We start from the raw sequence: 18,887 nt of genomic DNA on the forward strand, positions 1-18,887 counted from the left end.
CGCTTTCCGCAGTCACTACCGGGGAGGACCTGCGATGAGGCGTGTCGTCGTCACGGGCCTTGGCCTGGTTTCGCCGTTCGGCATGGGCTTCGAGCACGGCTGGAAGGAACTGCTGACTGGTCGCAGCGCCGCCAAGCGCGTCACCGAGTTCGAGGTGGACGATCTTGCCTGCAAGATCGCCCACGTCATTCCGCGTGGCGACGGTTCCAACGGCACGCTCAATCCCGAAGCCATTCTCGAGCCGAAGGAACTTCGCAAGATCGGCGACTTCATCCTGTACGGGATCGCGGCCGCCGATGAAGCGCTGAAGGATTCCGGCTGGCAGCCTTCGACCGAGGATGAGCGTTGTGCCACCGGTGTGCTGATCGGCTCCGGCATCGGCGGCCTCGAGGGCATTGCCGAGAACGCGATCATCCTCAAGGAACGCGGCCCGCGCCGCATCAGCCCGTTCTTCATTCCCGGAAACATCATCAATCTGGTCTCCGGCCAGGTGTCGATCCGGCATGGGCTGAAAGGCCCCAACCACGCCGTCGTCACCGCCTGTTCGACCGGCGCGCACGCCATTGGCGACGCCGCCCGGCTGATCATCTTTGGCGATGCCGACGTAATGCTGGCCGGTGGCGCGGAATCGCCGGTGACCCGGCTTTCGCTGGCGGGCTTCGCCGCCTGCCGGGCGCTCTCGACCGAGCGCAACGACACCCCGCAAACAGCCTCGCGGCCCTACGACCGCGACCGCGACGGCTTCGTCATGGGCGAGGGCGCCGGCGTGGTGGTGCTCGAGGAATTGGAGCATGCCAAGGCACGCGGTGCGAAGATTTACGCCGAGGTGACCGGCTACGGTCTCACCGGCGATGCCTATCACATCACCGCCCCCGCCGAGGACGGCGACGGCGCTTTCCGTTGCATGACGGCCGCGTTGAACCGGGCAAAGCTTACGCCGGCCGATGTCGACTACATCAATGCGCATGGCACCTCGACCATGGCCGATACGATCGAACTCGGTGCCGTCGAGCGGCTGGTCGGCAATGCGGCGTCGAAGATCTCGATGTCGTCGACCAAGTCGTCGATCGGCCATTTGCTGGGCGCGGCGGGCGCGGCCGAAGCGATCTTTTCGATCCTCGCCATCCGGGACAATATCGCACCGGCTACCATCAACCTCGACAATCCCGAGCGCGAAACCGCGATCGACCTGGTCCCTAACAAGCCACGCGCGCGCCAGATCGACGTGGCGCTGTCGAATTCCTTCGGCTTCGGCGGCACCAACGCTTCGCTCGTCTTCCAGCGGTATGATGGCTGAAAATCCGGCTGCCGGGCGATGCTTTGGCGTGTCGTCAATTTTGCCATATTCGCCCCTACTCTGCCGCAGGGGATTCGTTGAGAGATCGAACGGTAGGGCGAAATGAATACAAATCCGGCGGGCAACGGAGAATTCGGGCAAGGGACGGCGAATACCGGGCCGATCGTGCCGAAGACAGCGAGTGAGGCGTTGCGGCCGGAGGTTGGAACGCCGCCGCCGAAACGGTCGCGCGCCTCGCGTAGCCAGATCGTCGTGTTCATGAACTTCGTCATCTCCTCGGTGATGCTGATGGTTCTTGCGGCGGGCGTGGCCGTCTATTTCGGCAAGCAGGAATTCACCGAACCCGGCCCCTCGGCCAATGGCGACACCTTCCTCGTCAAGCCCAACACCGGCGTGCAGGACATCGCCGACCAGCTCGAGCGCCGCGGACTGATCAGCGACGCCCGCATTTTCCGCCTCGGCGTGCGTGCCTTCGGCAACGGTTCCGCGCTCAAGGCCGGTGAATACGAGATCAAGCCCAAAGCCTCCATGCGCGACATCATGGAACTCCTGAAGAGTGGCAAGTCGGTGATGTATTCGCTGACCATTCCGGAGGGACTAACGGTCGAGCAGGCCTTGCAGCGCATCGCCGAAGAACCCGCCCTGAGTGGCGACATGCCGGCGAAAACGCCTCCCGAGGGCAGCCTTGCCACCGACACGCTTCGTTTCACGCGTGGCGCGACGCGTCAGCAGATGGTCGACAAGCTGCTCGCCGATCAGAAAAAACTGGTCGATGAGGTGTGGCAGAGGCGCGCGCCGGATCTGCCCCTGGCCAGCGTCGAGGACTTTGTCACCCTGGCCTCGATCGTCGAGAAGGAAACCGGCAAGGGTGATGAACGCTCGCGCGTGGCCGCCGTCTTCCTGAACCGATTGGCCAAGGGCATGCGCCTGCAGTCCGATCCGACCATCATTTACGGTCTGTTTGGCGGCAAGGGCAAACCGGCGGACCGTCCGATCTACCAGTCCGACATCCAGAAGCAGACGCCCTACAACACCTATGTGATCAGCGGCTTGCCGCCGACGCCCATCGCCAATCCGGGCCGCGCGGCCCTCGAGGCCGTGGCCAATCCGTCGAAGACCGACGATCTCTATTTCGTCGCCGACGGCACGGGCGGTCACGTCTTCGCCGCGACCCTGGACGAGCATAACGAGAACGTCGCCCGCTATCGCGCGCTGCAGAAGAAGCAGGCCGATGACGCAGCCAAGGCGGCTGCTGCCGCCGGCACCAGCGGCGGCACCGACAAGCCTGCCGCCGACAAGCCCGCCGACGATGGCGCCGACGGCGACGCCGGCGGTGATGCGGGCGCGGCTCAATAAGTGAAGAAAGGCGTTGCCTGAAAGGCGGCGGCCTGACATTTGAAAGAACGCCAGGCGTCCGATTTCGACGCATTCGCGGCGTGGTCATTTTAAGCCGCGCTAGCCCCTCCGGAAAACCGGTGTCGGGGTGAGGCGCCAGGAATGTGCGGGCGACATGAATTTGCAGAGCATGACGGGTTTCGCCCGGGCCGTCGCCGAGCATGACGGCACCTCGATCGCCTGGGAAGTCAAATCCGTCAATGGCAAGAGCGTCGAGGTGCGGCTGCGGCTGCCTCAGGGGTTCGAGCGGTTGGAGCCCGTGGTCAGGCAAACGCTGCAGAAGCGTTTCGCCCGCGGCAATTTCCAGGCGACGCTGACCATCGGCCGCGCGGCCGGCGCGCAGGCGCAACCTGTCGTCAACGAGGCTTTTCTGAAAGACCTCGCCGGCCTGGCCAAGCGGTTGCAGGAACAGTTCGGCGCCGCGCCGGCGACGGCTGACGGATTGCTGTCGTTGCGTGGCGTGCTCGATGTTCCCGAAACCGTCGAAACCGAAGAGGCGCGGGCCGCGCTCGACACCGCCATCATGGCCGCGCTCGACGCGGCGCTGAACGGGCTGGAACAGGCTCGGCAAGGAGAAGGCGCGGCACTTTCCTTGCTCTTGTCCGGTCATATCGACACCATCGAGACATTGACCCTGCGCGCGGAAGCGGACCCGTCACGCGATGCGGCGGCGATCCGCGAACGCATAGCCGAGCAGGTCAGGCTGCTGATGGATGCATCCGCCAATCTGGATGCGAGCCGGCTGCACATGGAGGCGGCGTTCCTCGCCACCAAGGCCGATATTCGCGAAGAGATCGACCGGCTGAAAACGCATGTCGCGTCCGGCCGGGCCTTGCTTCAGGGCGGCGGCGCCGTCGGCCGCAAGCTTGATTTTCTGGCACAGGAATTTAACCGCGAATCAAATACGCTGTGTTCCAAGTCGAATGCCGCGGCCGTCACGGCGATCGGGCTGGAATTGAAGGCCGTGGTCGACCAGTTTCGTGAACAGGTCCAGAATCTGGAGTAGCCGATGGTTGCCAAGGAACCGATGGTTGCCAGGGATTTGGGGTCCCGCATCCGCCGCCGGGGGTTGATGCTCGTCCTGTCGTCGCCCTCGGGTGCCGGCAAGTCGACGATCGCGCGCAATCTTCTGGAGAGCGACTCCAGCCTCGAACTCTCGGTCTCGGTTACTACGAGGCCGCGCCGCGGTTCGGAGATCGAGGGCGTCCATTATCATTTCCGCACGATGCGCGACTTCGAGCGGCTGCGCGATTCCGACGCGCTGCTCGAATGGGCGCAGGTGCACGGCAATTGCTACGCGACACCGCGCGAGCCTGCCGAACTGGCGCTGGCGCAAGGCCGCGACATGCTGTTCGACATCGACTGGCAGGGCGCTCAACAGCTCAAGGAGAAGATGCGTGCCGACATCGTCTCGATCTTCATCCTGCCGCCATCGATGAAGGAATTAAAGGCGCGGCTGAAGCGCCGCGCCGAAGACCAGGAAGCGGTGATCGAGACCCGGCTGAAGAACGCCCGCAACGAGATCGAGCACTGGAAGGAATATGACTTCGTCATCGTCAATGACGATCTCGACCGTGCCTTCGCCGAGGTGCGCGGCATCGTCGTGGCCGAGCGGCTGCGGCGCGACCGCCGGCCCGGTCTCTTCGACTTCGTCTCGGGATTGCTGGACGAGAAGACGGCGTAAGCGCCTCTCCTTCCTTCTCCCCGTTCACGGGCAGAAGGAAGACGGCGTAAGCGCCTCTCCTTCCTTCTCCCCGTTCACGGGCAGAAGGTGGCCCAAAGGGCCGGATGAGGGGCGGCGCCGTTCCTTCGTTGGTTCGTGCCGCCTGCCGCCATCCTCTCACCTTAAACGGAGAGAAGTTACACCGCGTTCGTCAACGTCACGAACTCCTCGACGCTGAGTGTTTCGGCGCGTCGCGTCGGATCGATTCCCGCTCGTTCGAGCAAGGCCTCGCCGCCGAGGCTTTTCACGCTCTGCCGCAGCATCTTTCGGCGCTGGCCGAAGGCGGCTTCCGTCACCCGGCCTAGTTTCCTCACATCGGCGGGCAGGGGTGTCGCGCGCGGCTCCAGATGTACCACCGAAGAGGTGACCTTGGGTGGCGGCGTGAAGGCCTGGGGCGGTACGTCGAAGGCGATCCTGGCCTGCGTGCGCCAGCCGGCGAGCACGCCGAGCCTGCCATAGGCATCGCTGCCGGGTGCGGCGACGATGCGCTGGGCGACCTCACGCTGAAACATCAGCGTCATCGAGGCGTAGAAGGGCGGCCAGTCCGCGACCGTCAGCCATCGGACCAGAAGTTCCGTGCCGATATTGTAGGGCAGATTGGCCACGATCCGGACCTTGCCACCGTCTCCAGCAGCCTCCGAGGCGAGGGCGGCGAAGTCGGTCTTCAGCGCATCTCCTGAAATCACCTGCAGCCGGTCGGGGTAATGAGCGGAGACTTCGGCAAGCGCCGCCAGGCAGCGTTCGTCGCGCTCGATGGCGACGACCCGGCAGGCGCCGTTGGACAGCAGCGCCCTCGTCAACCCTCCAGGCCCGGGCCCGACTTCAATTACCGTGGCATTCGTCAGGTCGCCGGCGCTGCGTGCGATCTTGCCGGTCAAATTGAGATCAAGCAGGAAGTTCTGGCCGAGCGCCTTTTTCGCCTGCAGCCCGTGGCGCTCGATGACGTCCCGCAGCGGCGGCAGCCCATCGAAGCTCATGCGCGAGGACCGGAAGCGGAAGCGCTCATGCGGCGACGGCCTTTGCGTCGACATCAGCGAGCTTTCTGGCAAGCTTCAGTGCCGCGATCAGGCTGTCTGGTCGCGCCACGCCCTTGCCGGCGATGTCGAAGGCGGTGCCATGGTCGGGCGAGGTGCGGATGAAGGGCAGGCCCAGCGTGACGTTGACCGCCTCGTCGAAGGCCAGCGCCTTGGCCGGGATCAGGGCCTGGTCGTGATACATGCACAATGCGGCGTCGTAGCCTGCCCGCGCCCGGGCGTGGAACAGCGTGTCGGCGGGCAGGGGGCCGAAAGCATCGATGCCTTCAGCGCGCAGGATGTCGACCGCCGGCCGCACGATACGCTCGTCTTCCAGGCCCATGGAGCCACCTTCGCCGGCATGCGGATTGAGGCCGGCAATGGCGAGGCGTGGCCTGGCGAGGCCGAAGCGGCTGGCAAGGTCGGCCGCGGTGATGCGCGCGGTCGCGACGATCAATTCCGTGGTCAGGGCCTTCGGCACCTCGGCGAGCGCGATGTGGATGGTGACGGGAACCGTGCGCAGCTCAGGGCCTGCCAGCATCATCACCGGCATCGCCTCGACGCCGCTGTGCCGGGCCGCCAGATGCGCCAGATATTCGGTATGACCGGGGAAGCGGAAGCCGGCATCATAAAGCGGTTTCTTGGCAATCGGGCAGGTCACCACGGCCGCGGCCTCGCCGGCAAGGCAGGCCGCGACCGCGCGGTCGATGGCCTCGAGGGTGCCGGCTGCATTGGCTGGGTCGGGCCGGCCGGGGCTATCGATGAAGCGCGCCGTCAGGGGAACGATCGGCAAGGCGCTGCCAAAGGCCTCTGTCGCCTGCGCCGGGGTCACCTCCTGGATAGCCAGCGAAATGCCGAGATGACGCGCCCGCGAGGCGATCACGGCTGGGTCGGCGAGCAGGTAGAAGGCGGGCAAGCCAATGGCCTGTCGCGCCAGAAAGGCGGCAATGGCTATTTCAGGGCCGATACCGGATGGATCGCCGACGCTCAACGCCAGCGCGGTCATCGCGCTCCTCACGTCAGCGCTTGACGATGCGGGCTTTCGCCTTCAGCTCATCGACATATTTCTTGCTGAGGTCGTCGGCGGCCTTGTCGCTGGAGCCTTCGCTCTGAAACACCATCTGGGCGGTCTTGTCGTCGGACACTTCGCGCGACGAGCAGATGCCGATGAATTCGACGCCGCGTTCGGTCTCGCGCGTGACGGTGGCGCCACCGACCTTGGTCGCCTTGATCTGCTCGGCCCAGTCAGGCGGCAATTGCGGCGCCAGAACCCGGCCGAGATCACGAACGGTGACGTCGATCAGGCCCTTGGCGAATTCGCGCGTCGTATTGCAGCCGTTGAAGCGGGCGCGCATGGCGTCGGCCTCGCGCTTGCGTTTGGCCAGCGTCGCGCTGCGTTCGGCCGCCGGCACGACGAAGATGACCTGCTGCAGCATGTATTCCATGGCACTCGGCTTGGCGCCGCCCTTGTCGAGCATGCGCCTGACCGCGTCCTGTTCGGTCACGCTGCCACCTTCGCCGGAACGGTAACGCGCGCTGAGCGCCTGGTTCCATGCCATCTGGGCGCGAATGAATTCCTTGAAATGATCCTTGCCGACGCCGGATTTTTCCATGACGCCGTCGAGCTGGCCGAGCTGCATCTTGTTGTTGGTGGCAAAGCGCTGATAGGCGGCCTCGACCTGGGCATCGCTGATGCGGATGCCAAGCCGCTTGGCCTCGGCGAGGCGCAGCGTCTGGTCGATCATTTCCTGGGCGGCATCGCCCTTCTTGCGCTGCAGCTTCAGGAAGGCGGCACGATGGGCGATATCACCACTGGTGACCGGTATGTCGTTGACGACGTATTTGATCTCGCTGGCGAAAGCCGGCGGCGTCATGACGGTCATCGACACGGATGTCGCCGCCACAAGCAACGCGAACCCTGCTGAAAAGAGGTATTTCCTCATCCTTGGCATCCCAATTCTATCCCGGCTCCGCCCGACTCCGTCCCCTTCCGGATGCGCGAATCCGTGCCAGCCCTATGCGGCGAAACGATGTCGCCGCTTATTGGATGGTGTCGACTCCGTTGCTCGACGAACCGAAGTCGCCGAGGGTGCGGAACGACAGGTTGAAGCCGATGCTCTGCGTCACTTCCCTGGTGTTGAGGTCACGCGACTGCGAGTACGTCATCAGATAGGTGAAGCAGGAATCGTTGTAGGCAAAGCCCACACCGTCCTTGACCAGCAGGCTCTCCTGCAAATCGTAGGTTCCTGTCCCGAACACGCGCCAGTTCTCGGCGAGATGCGTCGATGCGCCGAGCGTGACCTCGTGACGGTCGGTCGTGAAGCCATAGAGCGGCTGGGCCTGGATGAAGGCATATTTGGCGCTCAACGACACCGGCAGGCCGGAATAGGCGGCTTTCAGCTCGGCGCGGCGGACCTCGAAGCTCTGTTCGTCGAAACGACCGCTGACCGAGGCAGCGAACCCATTCGGGCTGGTGATGCCAAACAGGCCGACATAGTCGGACTTGGTCGTCTCAAGACCTGAATTTGCGCCGACATTGACCAGATCGGGTGCCGCGAAGGAGTTTTCGCCGCCGATCTGATAGGATTGGCCGAAGATCGCATTGGTGCCCCAGCCATTGATGTAGGAGCCGGAATAACGCATGCCGACATTGGCGCGCGAGCCGCCCTCGATGCGGTCATAACCGGAGAACTTGTCGCGTTCGAACAGCGTGGTCGCGTCGAACACCATGCTCTGCGCGTCTTCGTTCGGAACGGAGAGGCCCCCGACATACTGTTCGTTCGGACGCAGGAACACCTGCGCCATCGGCTCGAAAACATGGCTCGACCCGCTGGCCATGGAAAACAGCAGCGGCCAGCTCATCTCCAGCCCGGCGGTCGCCATATAGCGGGCAAAGGACGAGCGCATGTCTTCGTTGGTATTTATCACAGGGTTGGCGGCCATCTCCTGAATGGCAGCGAGCGAATTCGATGAAGCGCGGACGTAGTCAACATCGCCCTGGAATGCCAGCAGCGGTGTCAAAACCAGCCCGTCATCGGTGACGAAGCTCCGTTTCCACTCGGCCTCGGCGGTGAGGCGGCCGGACTCGCCTTCGATACCGCGCACGCGCTGCGCAAGCGTGGAAGAGTCGTATGGCGTGTTGAAAGCCTCGTCGAGATCTTCGCGGCGGATGACGCGTGTATTGACGTTCAGCGACAACTGGCCACCGGCGACCGATGTGTCGGGGATATAGGCGTAATCAAGCGAGGGCAGCACCCAGGGCTGCTGGCCGCTTCGCGCGGCGGGATTGTCGTTGGGCGCATCTTCCTGGACTTCGAAATGCATGGCGCGCACGTCGAAATAATTACGGTCGTTGAGACCGGTCAGGTAGACCGAGGACTGGTGGACATATGAGTTGTACTTAGCAATGTTGTAGGTATTCGAGAAGTTCTTGTCGGTCTGCAGCAACACGTCCCAGCCGAAATTCCAGCGTTCGTTGATCGCGAACTGCCCTTGCGTGCCCATCATGCCGCGGAACTTGTTCGGATCGCCCACCGCGCCGGAATCGATATTGTGGCCAGCGGTCGAGGGGAATGCGCCGCTGTCGATGAAGGCGTCCGGATTCTGCTGCTGGATCCCGGCAACCTTGAAAGTGTATTCGCCGTTGTTGAAGCGCTGGCGCCATTCGGCTTCGCCGAGGAAGCCCTGCTTGGTGTAGCCGCTGCCCGTCACCGTCAGGTCATATGTCGGCGAAAGGGCGAAATAATAGGGAACCTTGACGCTGTACCCCAGATGGCTGTTGTAGCCGATGCTCGGGATCAGGAAGCCGCTCTTGCGTTTCACCGTCGGGTCGGCGATCTCGAACGCCGGCAGGTAGGCGAGCGGAAAGCCGAAGAACTCGAAATTCGCGTTCTCGAAGCGGACCGTCTTCTTCTCACCGTTCCAGATGATCTTCCTGGCCTTGACCCGCCATGTCGGCGCCTTGTCAGGCTTGTCCTCGCAAGGTTCGCAGGCGGTGTAGACGCCATTGTGGAAGGTGGTCAGCACGCCGCCCATGCGCTCGGCGCTTTCGGCGGCGAAATAGGCCTTGTCGACAGTTTCCACGCGTAGCGCGTTGACGAAACCGTCGGCGAAATCGTCGGTTATGTCGATGTGCTGCGAATTGATCTTGGTGCCGTCGCTGTTGACGATTTCGACGTTGCCGCTGGCAACCATCCGCTTGGTGTTGCGGTTGTAGACGACCTTCTGGGCGACGAGGCGGTTGCCGCCATAGTCGATCTGCACGCCGCCGACGGCGGTCACGGTCTGGTTATCGTTGTTGTACTCCAGCGTGTCGGCGGCCAGCAGCATCTGCGAGCCGGACGGAACCGTGGTCGCCAACTGGCCGACCTCCTGCGCGAAGGCTGGCAACGAGACGCCGCAGGCGACCAGGCAAGCCAAGGCGCTCGCCGCATAGAGGCGCGCCAAACGGGCCTGCCTGTTGCTGGGCAAAAACGCCTCCCTCACTAGCCGTCTTCCTTGTATAGCAGGAAAGTCACCCCGAAGAACATAGCTACCACGACCGGCACCCAGGCGGCTATGGCAGTCGGCACGAACCCCGCCACGCCGAATGCCTTCACCAGCACCGAAACGACATAAAGCAGAAAGCCGGCAACGACGCCACCCAGAATCATCGTTCCCGACTGCCCCATCCGCGCAAATCGCATTGAAACTGTTGCCGCAATCAGCGTCATGGCGACGAGCAGGAACGGCAACGCCACCAGCGAATCAAACTGCATGGCAAAGGCATTTGCCTTGAGGCCGAAGGAACGGGCAACCTCGATTTTTCCGGGTAGGTCGTAGAAAGGAATTGTCTCAGGGCGCGCCAACCGCTCCTGCACGAATTCCGGCTTCAGGTTGGTCGGCACGCGATCGCTCGCCACGGGCTGGATGGTGCCGTTTCTGAAGGTCTTCACATCCTGCAATTCCCAATAGCCGTCACGCAGGTAAGCACGCGCCGCATCCTTGCGCTCGACGATATTGCCTTGCTGGTCGAGGATGAAAAACACGGCGTCGGCCATCTCCAGCCCCTGGTCGAGGATGGCCCGCGCGCCGATGATCGTGTCGCCGGAGCTGGTCTTCTGGCGAATCCAGGGCGCGGCATCGGCCGAAACCGTGTTGGATTTGCCGGAGCGCAGCTGGGTCTCGATCTGTTCGGACAAGGAGAAGGCGTGCGCGGCGAGCGGGTTGATGATTCCGACCGATACGGCGCCGAACAGCAGTGCGCCGATGCAGCATGGCAAGAGGAACTGCCAGGCGGAAACCCCCGCGGACCGCGCGATGACAAGTTCGTAACGTCGGTTGAGCGAAACCAGCGTCGCCATTGCCGAGAACAAGCCGACAAACGGCACCGTCTGCAGCATGATCATGGGCATTCGAAGGCCCGAAATGGCCATCGCCGTGCCATAGGTGAACCCCGGCAGGCCGGTGGTGCGGCCGGACAGTTCGGTGAAATCGATCAGGAATACCAGCGCCAGAAGGCCCAGGAAGAACCAGATCGTGATCGCCACGTAGCGGAAGAAGAAATAGCGGCCCAGCGTCCAGCCCATCAGCCGACCCCCTGGCCCGAGGTGCCGCGCCTGGATAGACGCAACTTGAGGGCGTTCCAGCTTTCACCGACGCGGCTGGCCAGGTTGGTCATCCAGTCCGCCCAGGCAACCGGCAGTTCCATGGTCCGGTTCGACATGATGAACCAGATCGCCACCGCGGACGCGACTATCGGCACGCCATAGACCACATAGGAATATTGCGGGACCTCGTCGGCCTTGCTCGCGGCGAAGAAGCCCAGCCAGCGCACGAACAGCGATATCGCGATGGCCGTGATCAGCGGATTGACGCGCGCCTCGCGATGCGAACGCGCGTCTCCCGCCACAGCGAGCGCGATCAGCGCGAACACCATGGAGTATGTCCATTCCGAAAATCGCTGGTCGATCTCGGCCCGGTACTCCTGGGGACTTTGTTGATAGTACTTGTCGTTGGGGCTCGGGTTGAGCAGGTATTGGGTTGTCTGGTCCTTCGGCAGGAGCGTCACCTGGTTGGCCGCCGACATGAAGGCCGACATGTCGAAAGCATAGGACGTGAACCGGATGACACTGAGGTCGCCCGTCAGCGTCTTGCGATGAATGACGCCGTCATTCATCATCAGGACCTTTTCGCCGCCGCGCTCGATGATGCTGCCGTTTTTGGCGTAATAGACCAGATTGACACCCTCTTCGCGCGAATCGGCGACGAAGATGCCACCCAGCCGGTTGTCGGGCAGCCGCTCGCCAATCTGCAGGAACAGTCCGTCCTCTATTTTCCGGAAGGTGCCTTCCTGGATGATCAGCGACAAAAGGTCGGCACGCGACTCCGCCACCAGGGCGCGGTTCTTCTGTCGCGCATAGGGGTCGATGCCGTTGTCCACGGCGAACGAAAAGACGCTGGCGGCAAGCGCCAGCAGCATGATCGGCCGCACGATGGTCCAGCGCGAGGCACCCGACGCATTGACCACCGCGAGTTCCGAATCCGAATTCATCACACTCAGTGTCTGGGCGACCGCCACCACCAGCGCGAAGGGCACGACGATTGGAATGATAGAGGGGAGAATGAGCGAGGCGACCTCGAAGAAGGTCAAAGCCGACTGGCCGCTGTCGGTGACCAGATTGATCTTGGCCAGCACCTGCGTCGTCCACACGATGGCCAGCGTCCAGACCAGCGCCGCCAGGAAGACCACGAAAGCGCGGCGCATGATGTAGCGTTCAACGACCTTCATGAAGGCTTTACTCGATTTTCTCGAACGGCATCATGCCACCACGTCAAGGGTAGCTGTCCGGCGACGCCCGCACAACTGGCTCCGTTGGGCTCCATCAGGCAGGCGATCCGGTTCCCGTCCCACGTCGCGTGCCGCAGCGGGTTGGAGTGTCGGCGGCAATGGATAAGAAAGGACGAACATCGATGGTTAACCACAGGTTGCGGCATGAAGCGGAGCCGTTCCGCGACGAATCGCCATCGATTCCATGTCTCATATGGGTAGCCATTTTGGCAAAGTCTTGCCAAATGCCGGAAAACGACCAAATGTCGCGGATCGCTTCAAACCGCTTCACGCATCATCGCGCACTCCCCGAAAGCAGGACATGATGAATCCGAGACCATCGATCGCCTTTGCAAAATTCGCCGCGCCCCAGACGGCGGCGAGCAGGAAGGGCACGGTCTTCGTGCTGTCGGCGGATGAGGGCGGCTTGAGCGATACCGCCAGGGCTTACGATCCGGGCAAGACGCTGGATCGGGCTTTCCCGGTCGCCGAGTTTACCGGCAAATTCGCTGGCATTGTCGAAATCCTGGCCCCCGAAGCAACATCGCTCGATAGATTGGTGGCGGTTGGCACCGGCAAGGTGTCGGGGCTCGACGAATATGCCTGGCTGAAGCTCGGTGGCACCATCGCGGCATCGCTGCGCAAGGCCACCGACGTGGCCGTGGTCCTCGATCTGGCCGGCGCCTCGCCCGATGGCAAGGACGCCGCGAACCTGGCGGCGGGCATTCTTCTGCGCGGCTATTCCTTCGACAAGTACAAGACCAGGAAGGATAAGGACGATGGCCAGGGGGGCGGCAAAGCCGAACCGAAAAAGCCGGTCAAGGTGACCATCCATACCGCCGACCCGGCAGGTGCGAAAAAGGCTTTCGCCGAAGTCGAGGCGGTGGTCGACGGCGTGCTTCTGGCGCGCGATCTCGTCAACGAACCGGCAAACGTGCTGGGACCCGTCGAATTCGCCGCCCGCGCCAAGGAACTCGAGGCGCTCGGCGTCAAGGTCGAGATCCTGACAGAGAAGGAGATGAAGAAGCTCGGCATGGGCTCGCTGCTCGGCGTCGCGCAAGGCTCGCCCCGAGGCGCCCGCATGGCGGTCATGCAATGGAATGGCGGCAAGGCCAAGGACAGTCCGGTCGCCTTCGTCGGCAAAGGCGTCACGTTCGACACCGGCGGCAATTCGATCAAGCCGGCGTCGGGCATGGAGGACATGAAGGGCGACATGGGCGGCGCCGCCGCCGTGACCGGGTTGATGCACGCGCTCGCCGCGCGCAAGGCCAAGGCCAATGTCGTCGGCATCATCGGCCTTGTCGAAAACGCGGTCGACGGTCATGCCCAGCGTCCCGGCGACATCGTCACCTCGATGTCGGGACAGACCATCGAGGTGCTCAACACCGACGCGGAGGGGCGCCTCGTTCTGGCCGATGCTCTGTGGTACTGCAACGATCGCTTCCAGCCTAAATTCATGGTCAACCTGGCAACGCTGACCGGCGCCGTCATGGTCGCGCTCGGCCTGCATTATGCCGGCCTGTTCTCCAACAATGACGAGCTGGCACAAAGGCTGACCGCGGCCGGACAGTCAACGCAGGAACGGCTCTGGCGCCTGCCGCTTGGCGCCGAATACGACAAGCTGATCGATTCCAAGAACGCCGACATGAAGAACATCGGCGGCCGCTATGGTGGTGCCATCATCGCCGCGCAGTTCCTGCAGCGCTTCGTCAAGGACACGCCCTGGGCGCATCTCGACATTGCCGGGACCGCGATGGGCTCGCCGTTGAACGAGATCAACCAGTCCTGGGGTTCGGGTTTCGGCGTTCGGCTGCTGGACCGGCTGGTGCGTGATCACTACGAGGGCTGACGTTCATCCATGGCCGATGTGCTGTTCTACCATCTGACTGAATCGACGCTGGAGGATGCGCTGCCGGGCCTGCTCGAGCGCAGCGTGGATCGCGGCTGGCGCGCCGTGGTGCAAACCGGCACCGAGGAGCGGCGCGACGCGCTCGACCAGCATATGTGGACCTTTCGCGATGATTCCTTCCTGGCGCATGCGACCGATCGCGAGGCATATCCCGGCGAACAGCCAATCCTGTTGACCACGGGTGACGGCAATCCCAACGAAGCCAAGATCAGGTTCCTGGTCGACGGCGCGGCGCCGCCCGACCTTGCCGGCTACGAGCGTGCGGTGTTCCTGTTCGACGGCCATGACGCGGCACAGGTCGAGATGGCCCGGGCGCATTGGAAGACGATGAAGGACGCTGGCCACGCGGTGACCTACTGGCAGCAGAACTCTGACCGCCGGTGGGAGCGCAAGGCGTAGAGCTATTCCGGGAAAAGTGTGCGCCTATCTCGGGAAAAAGCGCGTGGCGCTCTCCGTGGGAATTGCGCAAGAGCGAAGGACCGGAGCCGTTCGGCGTTTCCCTGAAACGATGAACATCTCCAGCCCGGCGACTGTCGCGGGTGACAGTTCTAGAGCCTTGCCTTGATCCGGTTCTGTTTCCTGGTGACGTAGTCGCCGTACTTCAATTTCGACGACTCGTCCGACCGGTTCCGATGCTGGCTCCTGAAAATGTACCATTCGCCGTCGGGCGATTTGCGCTTGTAGATCGCCTTGCCGGTCTGGCGATGCTCGAAGCAGGTCATGGAGCCTTTCACGCCCCAGGAGCCGTGCCATTTCGCCCGGTAGCACAACTTGCCGCCGCCGGGGATGAACCATATCCCGTCGCCATAGCTCGGCTGGCCCTTTTCCGTCGACCAGGCGTTGAATTGCCGCTGCCTGACGGCAAAGTATGCGGCCCCGTGATTGCCCCACATCCACGAACGGTTCCGATAGATCTGGTAGACGCCTTCGTCGGGCACCACGGCGCCCTTTTGCGCCTGCTCGGCGATTTTGGCCGCAGTCTTGGCTGTCGCAGGGACCTGTAAGCCAAGAAGAACGGAGCAGGCGAATGCCGCTCCGAGACAATTACCCAGCACTCGTTTCACGGAACTACTCCACGGACTGATTTACGCCACGCCTCACCATCATGCCGAAACACCGCTCCGGCATGATGCCAATCAAACAAGAAAGATGGAGATCCATCCCGTTCGTGTCGGGACGCATCGCAACGATGCGTCTACGGCAGGACGTGCTGGGTCACCCTCCAATCGGGCAGACCATAGCCCCCCAGCCACGGCCACACTTCCTTCTGGTTGAAGTAGACAACCGACGTCAGCGCCGGGAACTCCGCATAGGATTTGCGGGAATCGTCCTGCCACTTCGAAACATAGTCCTGCTTGCCGACATAGCCGAGTTCCGCCACCACGATCGGCTTGTTGAAACCCGCGACGCGGTCGTAGCCGGGCTTCAGCATCTCTTCGAACGTACGGTCGCGACCGGCCTCGTCATTGTCCTTTTTCTGCAGGCCGAACACCGACAGGCCGATCACGTCGACATAGTCGTCACCGGGGTAGTATTTTTCCAGGCCTTCCTCGCCTTTGGGCGACCACATGTATTTGGCCGCGGGGGCCGCCTTGCGGCAGAGATCGACTTCGCGCTTGTAAGCGGAGATCCAGTCCTTGGGAGCCCAGTTGGCCCAAGTGAAGCGGCCGTTCTTGTCTTCCATTTCCTGCGCCCAGCGAATGGTCACCGGGCTTTTCATCTGCCCCACCAGGCCGCAGATCGCCTGCATATTGGCATCGTACCTGCCGCCCAATATGCCGTCACGCAGTTCGGGCGGGGTGATGCGCCAGTCCTTCGACCAGGTCCACGGCTCGATCGTGATCAACAGCGAGCGGTTGCGCTGCAGGGCGTAGGCGTCGGCCAGGGGCAGCGTCGACAGATCGACGTCTTCCCAAGGCAGGAACAGTTCCTCGATGCTGGCGGTCTTGTCATTGGTGAAATCGCCATACGGATCGTAGGAGCCGAATGCCGATGCGGCGCTGCTCGTCTGAACGGGATCCGTCGCGGGGACGGAGCCGGCGCCTCCCGCGGTGGGGAAAGCGGCGCTTGCGCCCAAAATCAACGTGATCACAAGTGCATTTGCTGCGGAGTGTTTCATCCTTGATCTCCCATGGCCTCAACTTCCCGCGGAAGCCAAGACTCGCCCGGCGCATCGATGCCTGATCGACACGACTATCCAACACCGATCGGCTCTATTGGCGGAATCTGCGGGATTTCGGAGCGACCATAGGCAGGTGCGCGAACCTTGTAAGGAGCCCACCCATTATCTCTCAAGGCGCCAACACCGAGGAGCTTCAGAGAGAAAGTTCGCCGCGATACTCACAAATTCGCGTCAACATTCCGATATATCATCCCTAGCTAATTTAAGAGCCGGACGGGGCCAAGAGTCAAGAACAATTAACGATCGGTTAACCTTGGCGCTCGCGACATGGTTAACGTTGCCCTTTCCCCTCGCCAATCCGTGGGACCCAAGTCCCTCTCGGTGAAGTCCTCGACGGAATATTTTCGGCTCGCCCTTTGAGGATCTGGTCCCCAAAAGGCCGCGGATTCGTGCCGCGATCCAAGGCGTTGGTTAACCAGTTCTCAAGACATGTAGTTAAGAAAGGCTTAATTTAGTTGACTCTAATTGAGCGTGAGCGGATTCTGGAAGCTAGGTAAAAGGTTGTCAGCCGTCGTTCGGCTGACGCTCAGACTGGCGATGCGTATGAGTGTTTCCGCGGACGTAGCAACCATCAGCGATAAGACCAGGCCGACACGCCGGTCTCGGGCGGCTCTGGCCAAGGCGGCGCGGAAGGGCCCTTTTCTGGTCCCCGTTCTGTCGGCCACTCAGCAATGGGTTTTGAGACTGGCGCTGGCTTTCTGGTTCGTCACCCTGGTTTTCTTCTGGTCCTGGTGGCTGCGGCCCGAGCATGTCGAATACATCGGACCCTACGCCTTCGCGACGATGGTGCTGGCCTGGCTGACGCTGATGCCGATGTATTTCCTGTTGTTCGTGCTTGTGTCGAAAAAGCCGTCCGAATTTTATACCGTCTCCGCGAGTTCGAGGGTGGCGATGGTGGTGACGAAAGCGCCATCCGAACCGTTTTCCGTGGTGGCGCGCACGCTCGAGGCGATGCTTGCGCAGGATTATCCTCACGACACTTGGCTTGCCGACGAAGACCCTTCGCAGGAGACGATCGCTTGGTGCAAGGCGCGAAACGTCCAGATTTCGACGCGGCGAGGCCGGGAGGACTATCATCGCATGACGTGGCCGCGCCGGACCCGTTGCAAGGAAGGCAATCTCGCCTTCTTTTATGATCACTACGGCTATGAACGCTACGACTTCGTCGCCCAGATGGATGCCGACCACGTGCCGACGCGGACCTATCTGCGCGAAATGTTGGCGCCCTTCGCCGATCCTGCGGTCGGCTACGTCTCGGCACCGAGCATTTGCGACAACAATGCCGCCGAGAGTTGGTCGGCCCGCGGCCGACTGTTCGTGGAGGGAATGCTGCACGGACTCCTGCAGTCCGGCTACACCAGCGTCGGAGCGCCGCTGTGCATAGGCTCGCACTATGCCGTGCGCACCGCTGCGTTGAAGCAGGCGGGCGGGCTTGGCCCGGAACTGGCCGAAGATCACTCGACCTCCATGCTGATCAACGCGACGGGCTGGCGCGGTGTGCATTCAATCGACGCCATTGCGCACGGTGACGGCCCGCAGACTTTCGCCGATCTCGTCACGCAGGAATTCCAGTGGTCGAGGAGCCTGACCACCATCTTGCTCCAATACTCGCCTATGTATCTCTCCAGGCTGAGGTTGCGATTGAGATTGCAGTTCCTCTTCTGCCAGCTTTGGTACCCGTTGTTCGCACTGCTCGCGCTCTCAACTTATCTAATGCCGATCTACGCGCTGGTTTCCGGCCAGAACTTCGCCAATGTGATGTATCTCGATTTCATTATCCATTACGCGCCGAGTTCGATCACGCCGATCGTGCTGGTGATGATGCTGAAGGCGTTCGCGCTCTCACGCCCGGTAACGGCCAAGGCCCTGAGCTGGGAGGGCATGCTGTTTCATTTCTTCGCACGCTGGCCATGGGTGCTGGCGGGCACCCTGTCGGCCGTCCGCGACCATCTGACTAGGTCGTTTGTCGATTTTCGCGTTACGCCGAAGGGGAGCGGCCCGAAGCATCTCCTGCCGGTTCGTGTCGTCATCCCCTATGTGGTGCTTGCCATCGGTGCGTCCTTGCCCGTTCTCCTTGTACAAAATCCGCAGAACGCCACGGGCTTTTATTGGTTCGCCGCCTTCAATGCAGTTCTATATGGCCTGCTGACGGTCGTGATCATTGCCAAGCACGTCACCGAGAACAAGATTTCCCTGCGGCCGAGCATCGGCAAATTTGCCTTGCAGGCTTCGCTCGCCGGCGTCGCTTTGGCGGCTCCGCTGGCGGGTTTCTACGGCCGGGGCCTGGAGGGCATTTACGGGCTGCAGCAGGGCGCCGGCTCCGTCCATCTCGTCAGGATGGCTTTCCCGGTGTCAGGCGCCGGCATGGGTAAAATAGGCACCCGCAACTTCTACTTCGATCCAAGTTGGGAAACGCCGCGCTGAGCGTCTCGTAAAACCGGTAACGGCCCCTCCGACTCTGCCTGCCTGAGCGCCGGTCGCAGTTATTGCCACCGGCGCGGAGCTTTTGCCGGGCACCACATGGCAAGACTCCCCCGGCCAAGACTCCCCCAGCTAAGAC

General features: G+C 62.5%; 15 protein-coding genes. 7 read left to right on the top strand and 8 right to left on the bottom strand.

The window, feature by feature from the left end:
* The first annotated feature begins 34 nt into the window (after positions 1-34).
* From fabF to gmk, 4 genes are all read left to right on the top strand, one after another.
* Positions 35-1,297 carry a beta-ketoacyl-ACP synthase II gene (fabF, locus tag FJ948_RS28890; RefSeq protein WP_140710516.1) on the top strand — a complete coding sequence of 421 codons (1,263 nt, stop codon included), beginning with the start codon at positions 35-37 and terminating at the stop codon, positions 1,295-1,297.
* A gap of 102 nt (positions 1,298-1,399) precedes the next feature.
* On the top strand, positions 1,400-2,653 hold the full coding sequence (mltG, locus tag FJ948_RS28895) for an endolytic transglycosylase MltG (protein WP_140710518.1): 1,254 nt from the start codon (positions 1,400-1,402) through the stop codon (positions 2,651-2,653).
* A gap of 154 nt (positions 2,654-2,807) precedes the next feature.
* Positions 2,808-3,698 carry a YicC/YloC family endoribonuclease gene (locus FJ948_RS28900; RefSeq protein ID WP_140710520.1) on the top strand — a complete coding sequence of 297 codons (891 nt, stop codon included), beginning with the start codon at positions 2,808-2,810 and terminating at the stop codon, positions 3,696-3,698.
* Positions 3,699-3,719: 21 nt separating this feature from the next.
* Positions 3,720-4,376, top strand: coding sequence for a guanylate kinase (gmk, locus tag FJ948_RS28905; RefSeq protein WP_140710542.1), 657 nt, complete (start codon positions 3,720-3,722; stop codon positions 4,374-4,376).
* A gap of 176 nt (positions 4,377-4,552) precedes the next feature.
* Here gmk and rsmA read toward each other — a convergent pair whose 3' ends face one another.
* The 6 genes from rsmA to lptF all read right to left on the bottom strand — a co-directional run bounded on the left by rsmA (position 4,553) and on the right by lptF (position 12,197).
* Entirely contained in the window at positions 4,553-5,392 is an 840-nt protein-coding gene (gene rsmA, locus FJ948_RS28910) for a 16S rRNA (adenine(1518)-N(6)/adenine(1519)-N(6))-dimethyltransferase RsmA (RefSeq protein ID WP_140710544.1), read from the bottom strand.
* A gap of 25 nt (positions 5,393-5,417) precedes the next feature.
* Positions 5,418-6,434 carry a 4-hydroxythreonine-4-phosphate dehydrogenase PdxA gene (gene pdxA, locus FJ948_RS28915; protein ID WP_181173870.1) on the bottom strand — a complete coding sequence of 339 codons (1,017 nt, stop codon included), beginning with the start codon at positions 6,432-6,434 and terminating at the stop codon, positions 5,418-5,420.
* 13 nt (positions 6,435-6,447) lie between these two features.
* Positions 6,448-7,380, bottom strand: coding sequence for a peptidylprolyl isomerase (locus tag FJ948_RS28920; RefSeq protein WP_181173871.1), 933 nt, complete (start codon positions 7,378-7,380; stop codon positions 6,448-6,450).
* An 88-nt stretch (positions 7,381-7,468) separates the two neighbouring features.
* The gene (locus FJ948_RS28925) at positions 7,469-9,913 is read right to left on the bottom strand and encodes an LPS-assembly protein LptD (RefSeq protein ID WP_181173872.1); all 2,445 of its coding nucleotides are present in this window, start codon (positions 9,911-9,913) and stop codon (positions 7,469-7,471) included.
* Positions 9,913-10,998, bottom strand: a complete 1,086-nt coding sequence (gene lptG, locus FJ948_RS28930) for an LPS export ABC transporter permease LptG (protein ID WP_181173873.1) — start codon at positions 10,996-10,998, stop codon at positions 9,913-9,915. The genes FJ948_RS28925 and lptG overlap by 1 nt, the downstream gene beginning before the upstream one ends.
* Positions 10,995-12,197: an LPS export ABC transporter permease LptF gene (gene lptF / locus FJ948_RS28935; protein ID WP_140710530.1), complete on the bottom strand. Its 1,203-nt coding sequence runs from the start codon at positions 12,195-12,197 to the stop codon at positions 10,995-10,997. The genes lptG and lptF overlap by 4 nt, the downstream gene beginning before the upstream one ends.
* A 364-nt stretch (positions 12,198-12,561) precedes the next feature.
* On the opposite strand from lptF, the gene FJ948_RS28940 reads away from it, so the two are divergent.
* Together FJ948_RS28940 and FJ948_RS28945 are read left to right on the top strand one after the other, a co-directional pair.
* Entirely contained in the window at positions 12,562-14,085 is a 1,524-nt protein-coding gene (locus FJ948_RS28940) for a leucyl aminopeptidase (RefSeq protein ID WP_140710546.1), read from the top strand.
* Between the two features lie 9 nt (positions 14,086-14,094).
* On the top strand, positions 14,095-14,544 hold the full coding sequence (locus tag FJ948_RS28945; protein ID WP_140710532.1) for a DNA polymerase III subunit chi: 450 nt from the start codon (positions 14,095-14,097) through the stop codon (positions 14,542-14,544).
* 149 nt (positions 14,545-14,693) lie between these two features.
* Here the strand turns inward: FJ948_RS28945 and FJ948_RS28950 are convergent, their stop codons facing one another.
* Together FJ948_RS28950 and FJ948_RS28955 are read right to left on the bottom strand one after the other, a co-directional pair.
* Complete coding sequence (locus FJ948_RS28950; RefSeq protein ID WP_140710534.1) at positions 14,694-15,209, bottom strand: DUF995 domain-containing protein; 516 nt, start codon at positions 15,207-15,209, stop codon at positions 14,694-14,696.
* 131 nt (positions 15,210-15,340) lie between these two features.
* Positions 15,341-16,264: a glycoside hydrolase family 26 protein gene (locus tag FJ948_RS28955; RefSeq protein ID WP_140710536.1), complete on the bottom strand. Its 924-nt coding sequence runs from the start codon at positions 16,262-16,264 to the stop codon at positions 15,341-15,343.
* A gap of 606 nt (positions 16,265-16,870) precedes the next feature.
* On the opposite strand from FJ948_RS28955, the gene FJ948_RS28960 reads away from it, so the two are divergent.
* Positions 16,871-18,751 (top strand): cellulose synthase catalytic subunit, encoded by a 1,881-nt coding sequence (locus FJ948_RS28960; protein WP_140710538.1) that lies wholly within the window; start codon positions 16,871-16,873, stop codon positions 18,749-18,751.
* Positions 18,752-18,887: the final 136 nt, after the last annotated feature.

Source organism: Mesorhizobium sp. B2-3-12, assembly GCF_006442205.1.
Classification (GTDB): Bacteria; Pseudomonadota; Alphaproteobacteria; order Rhizobiales; family Rhizobiaceae; genus Mesorhizobium.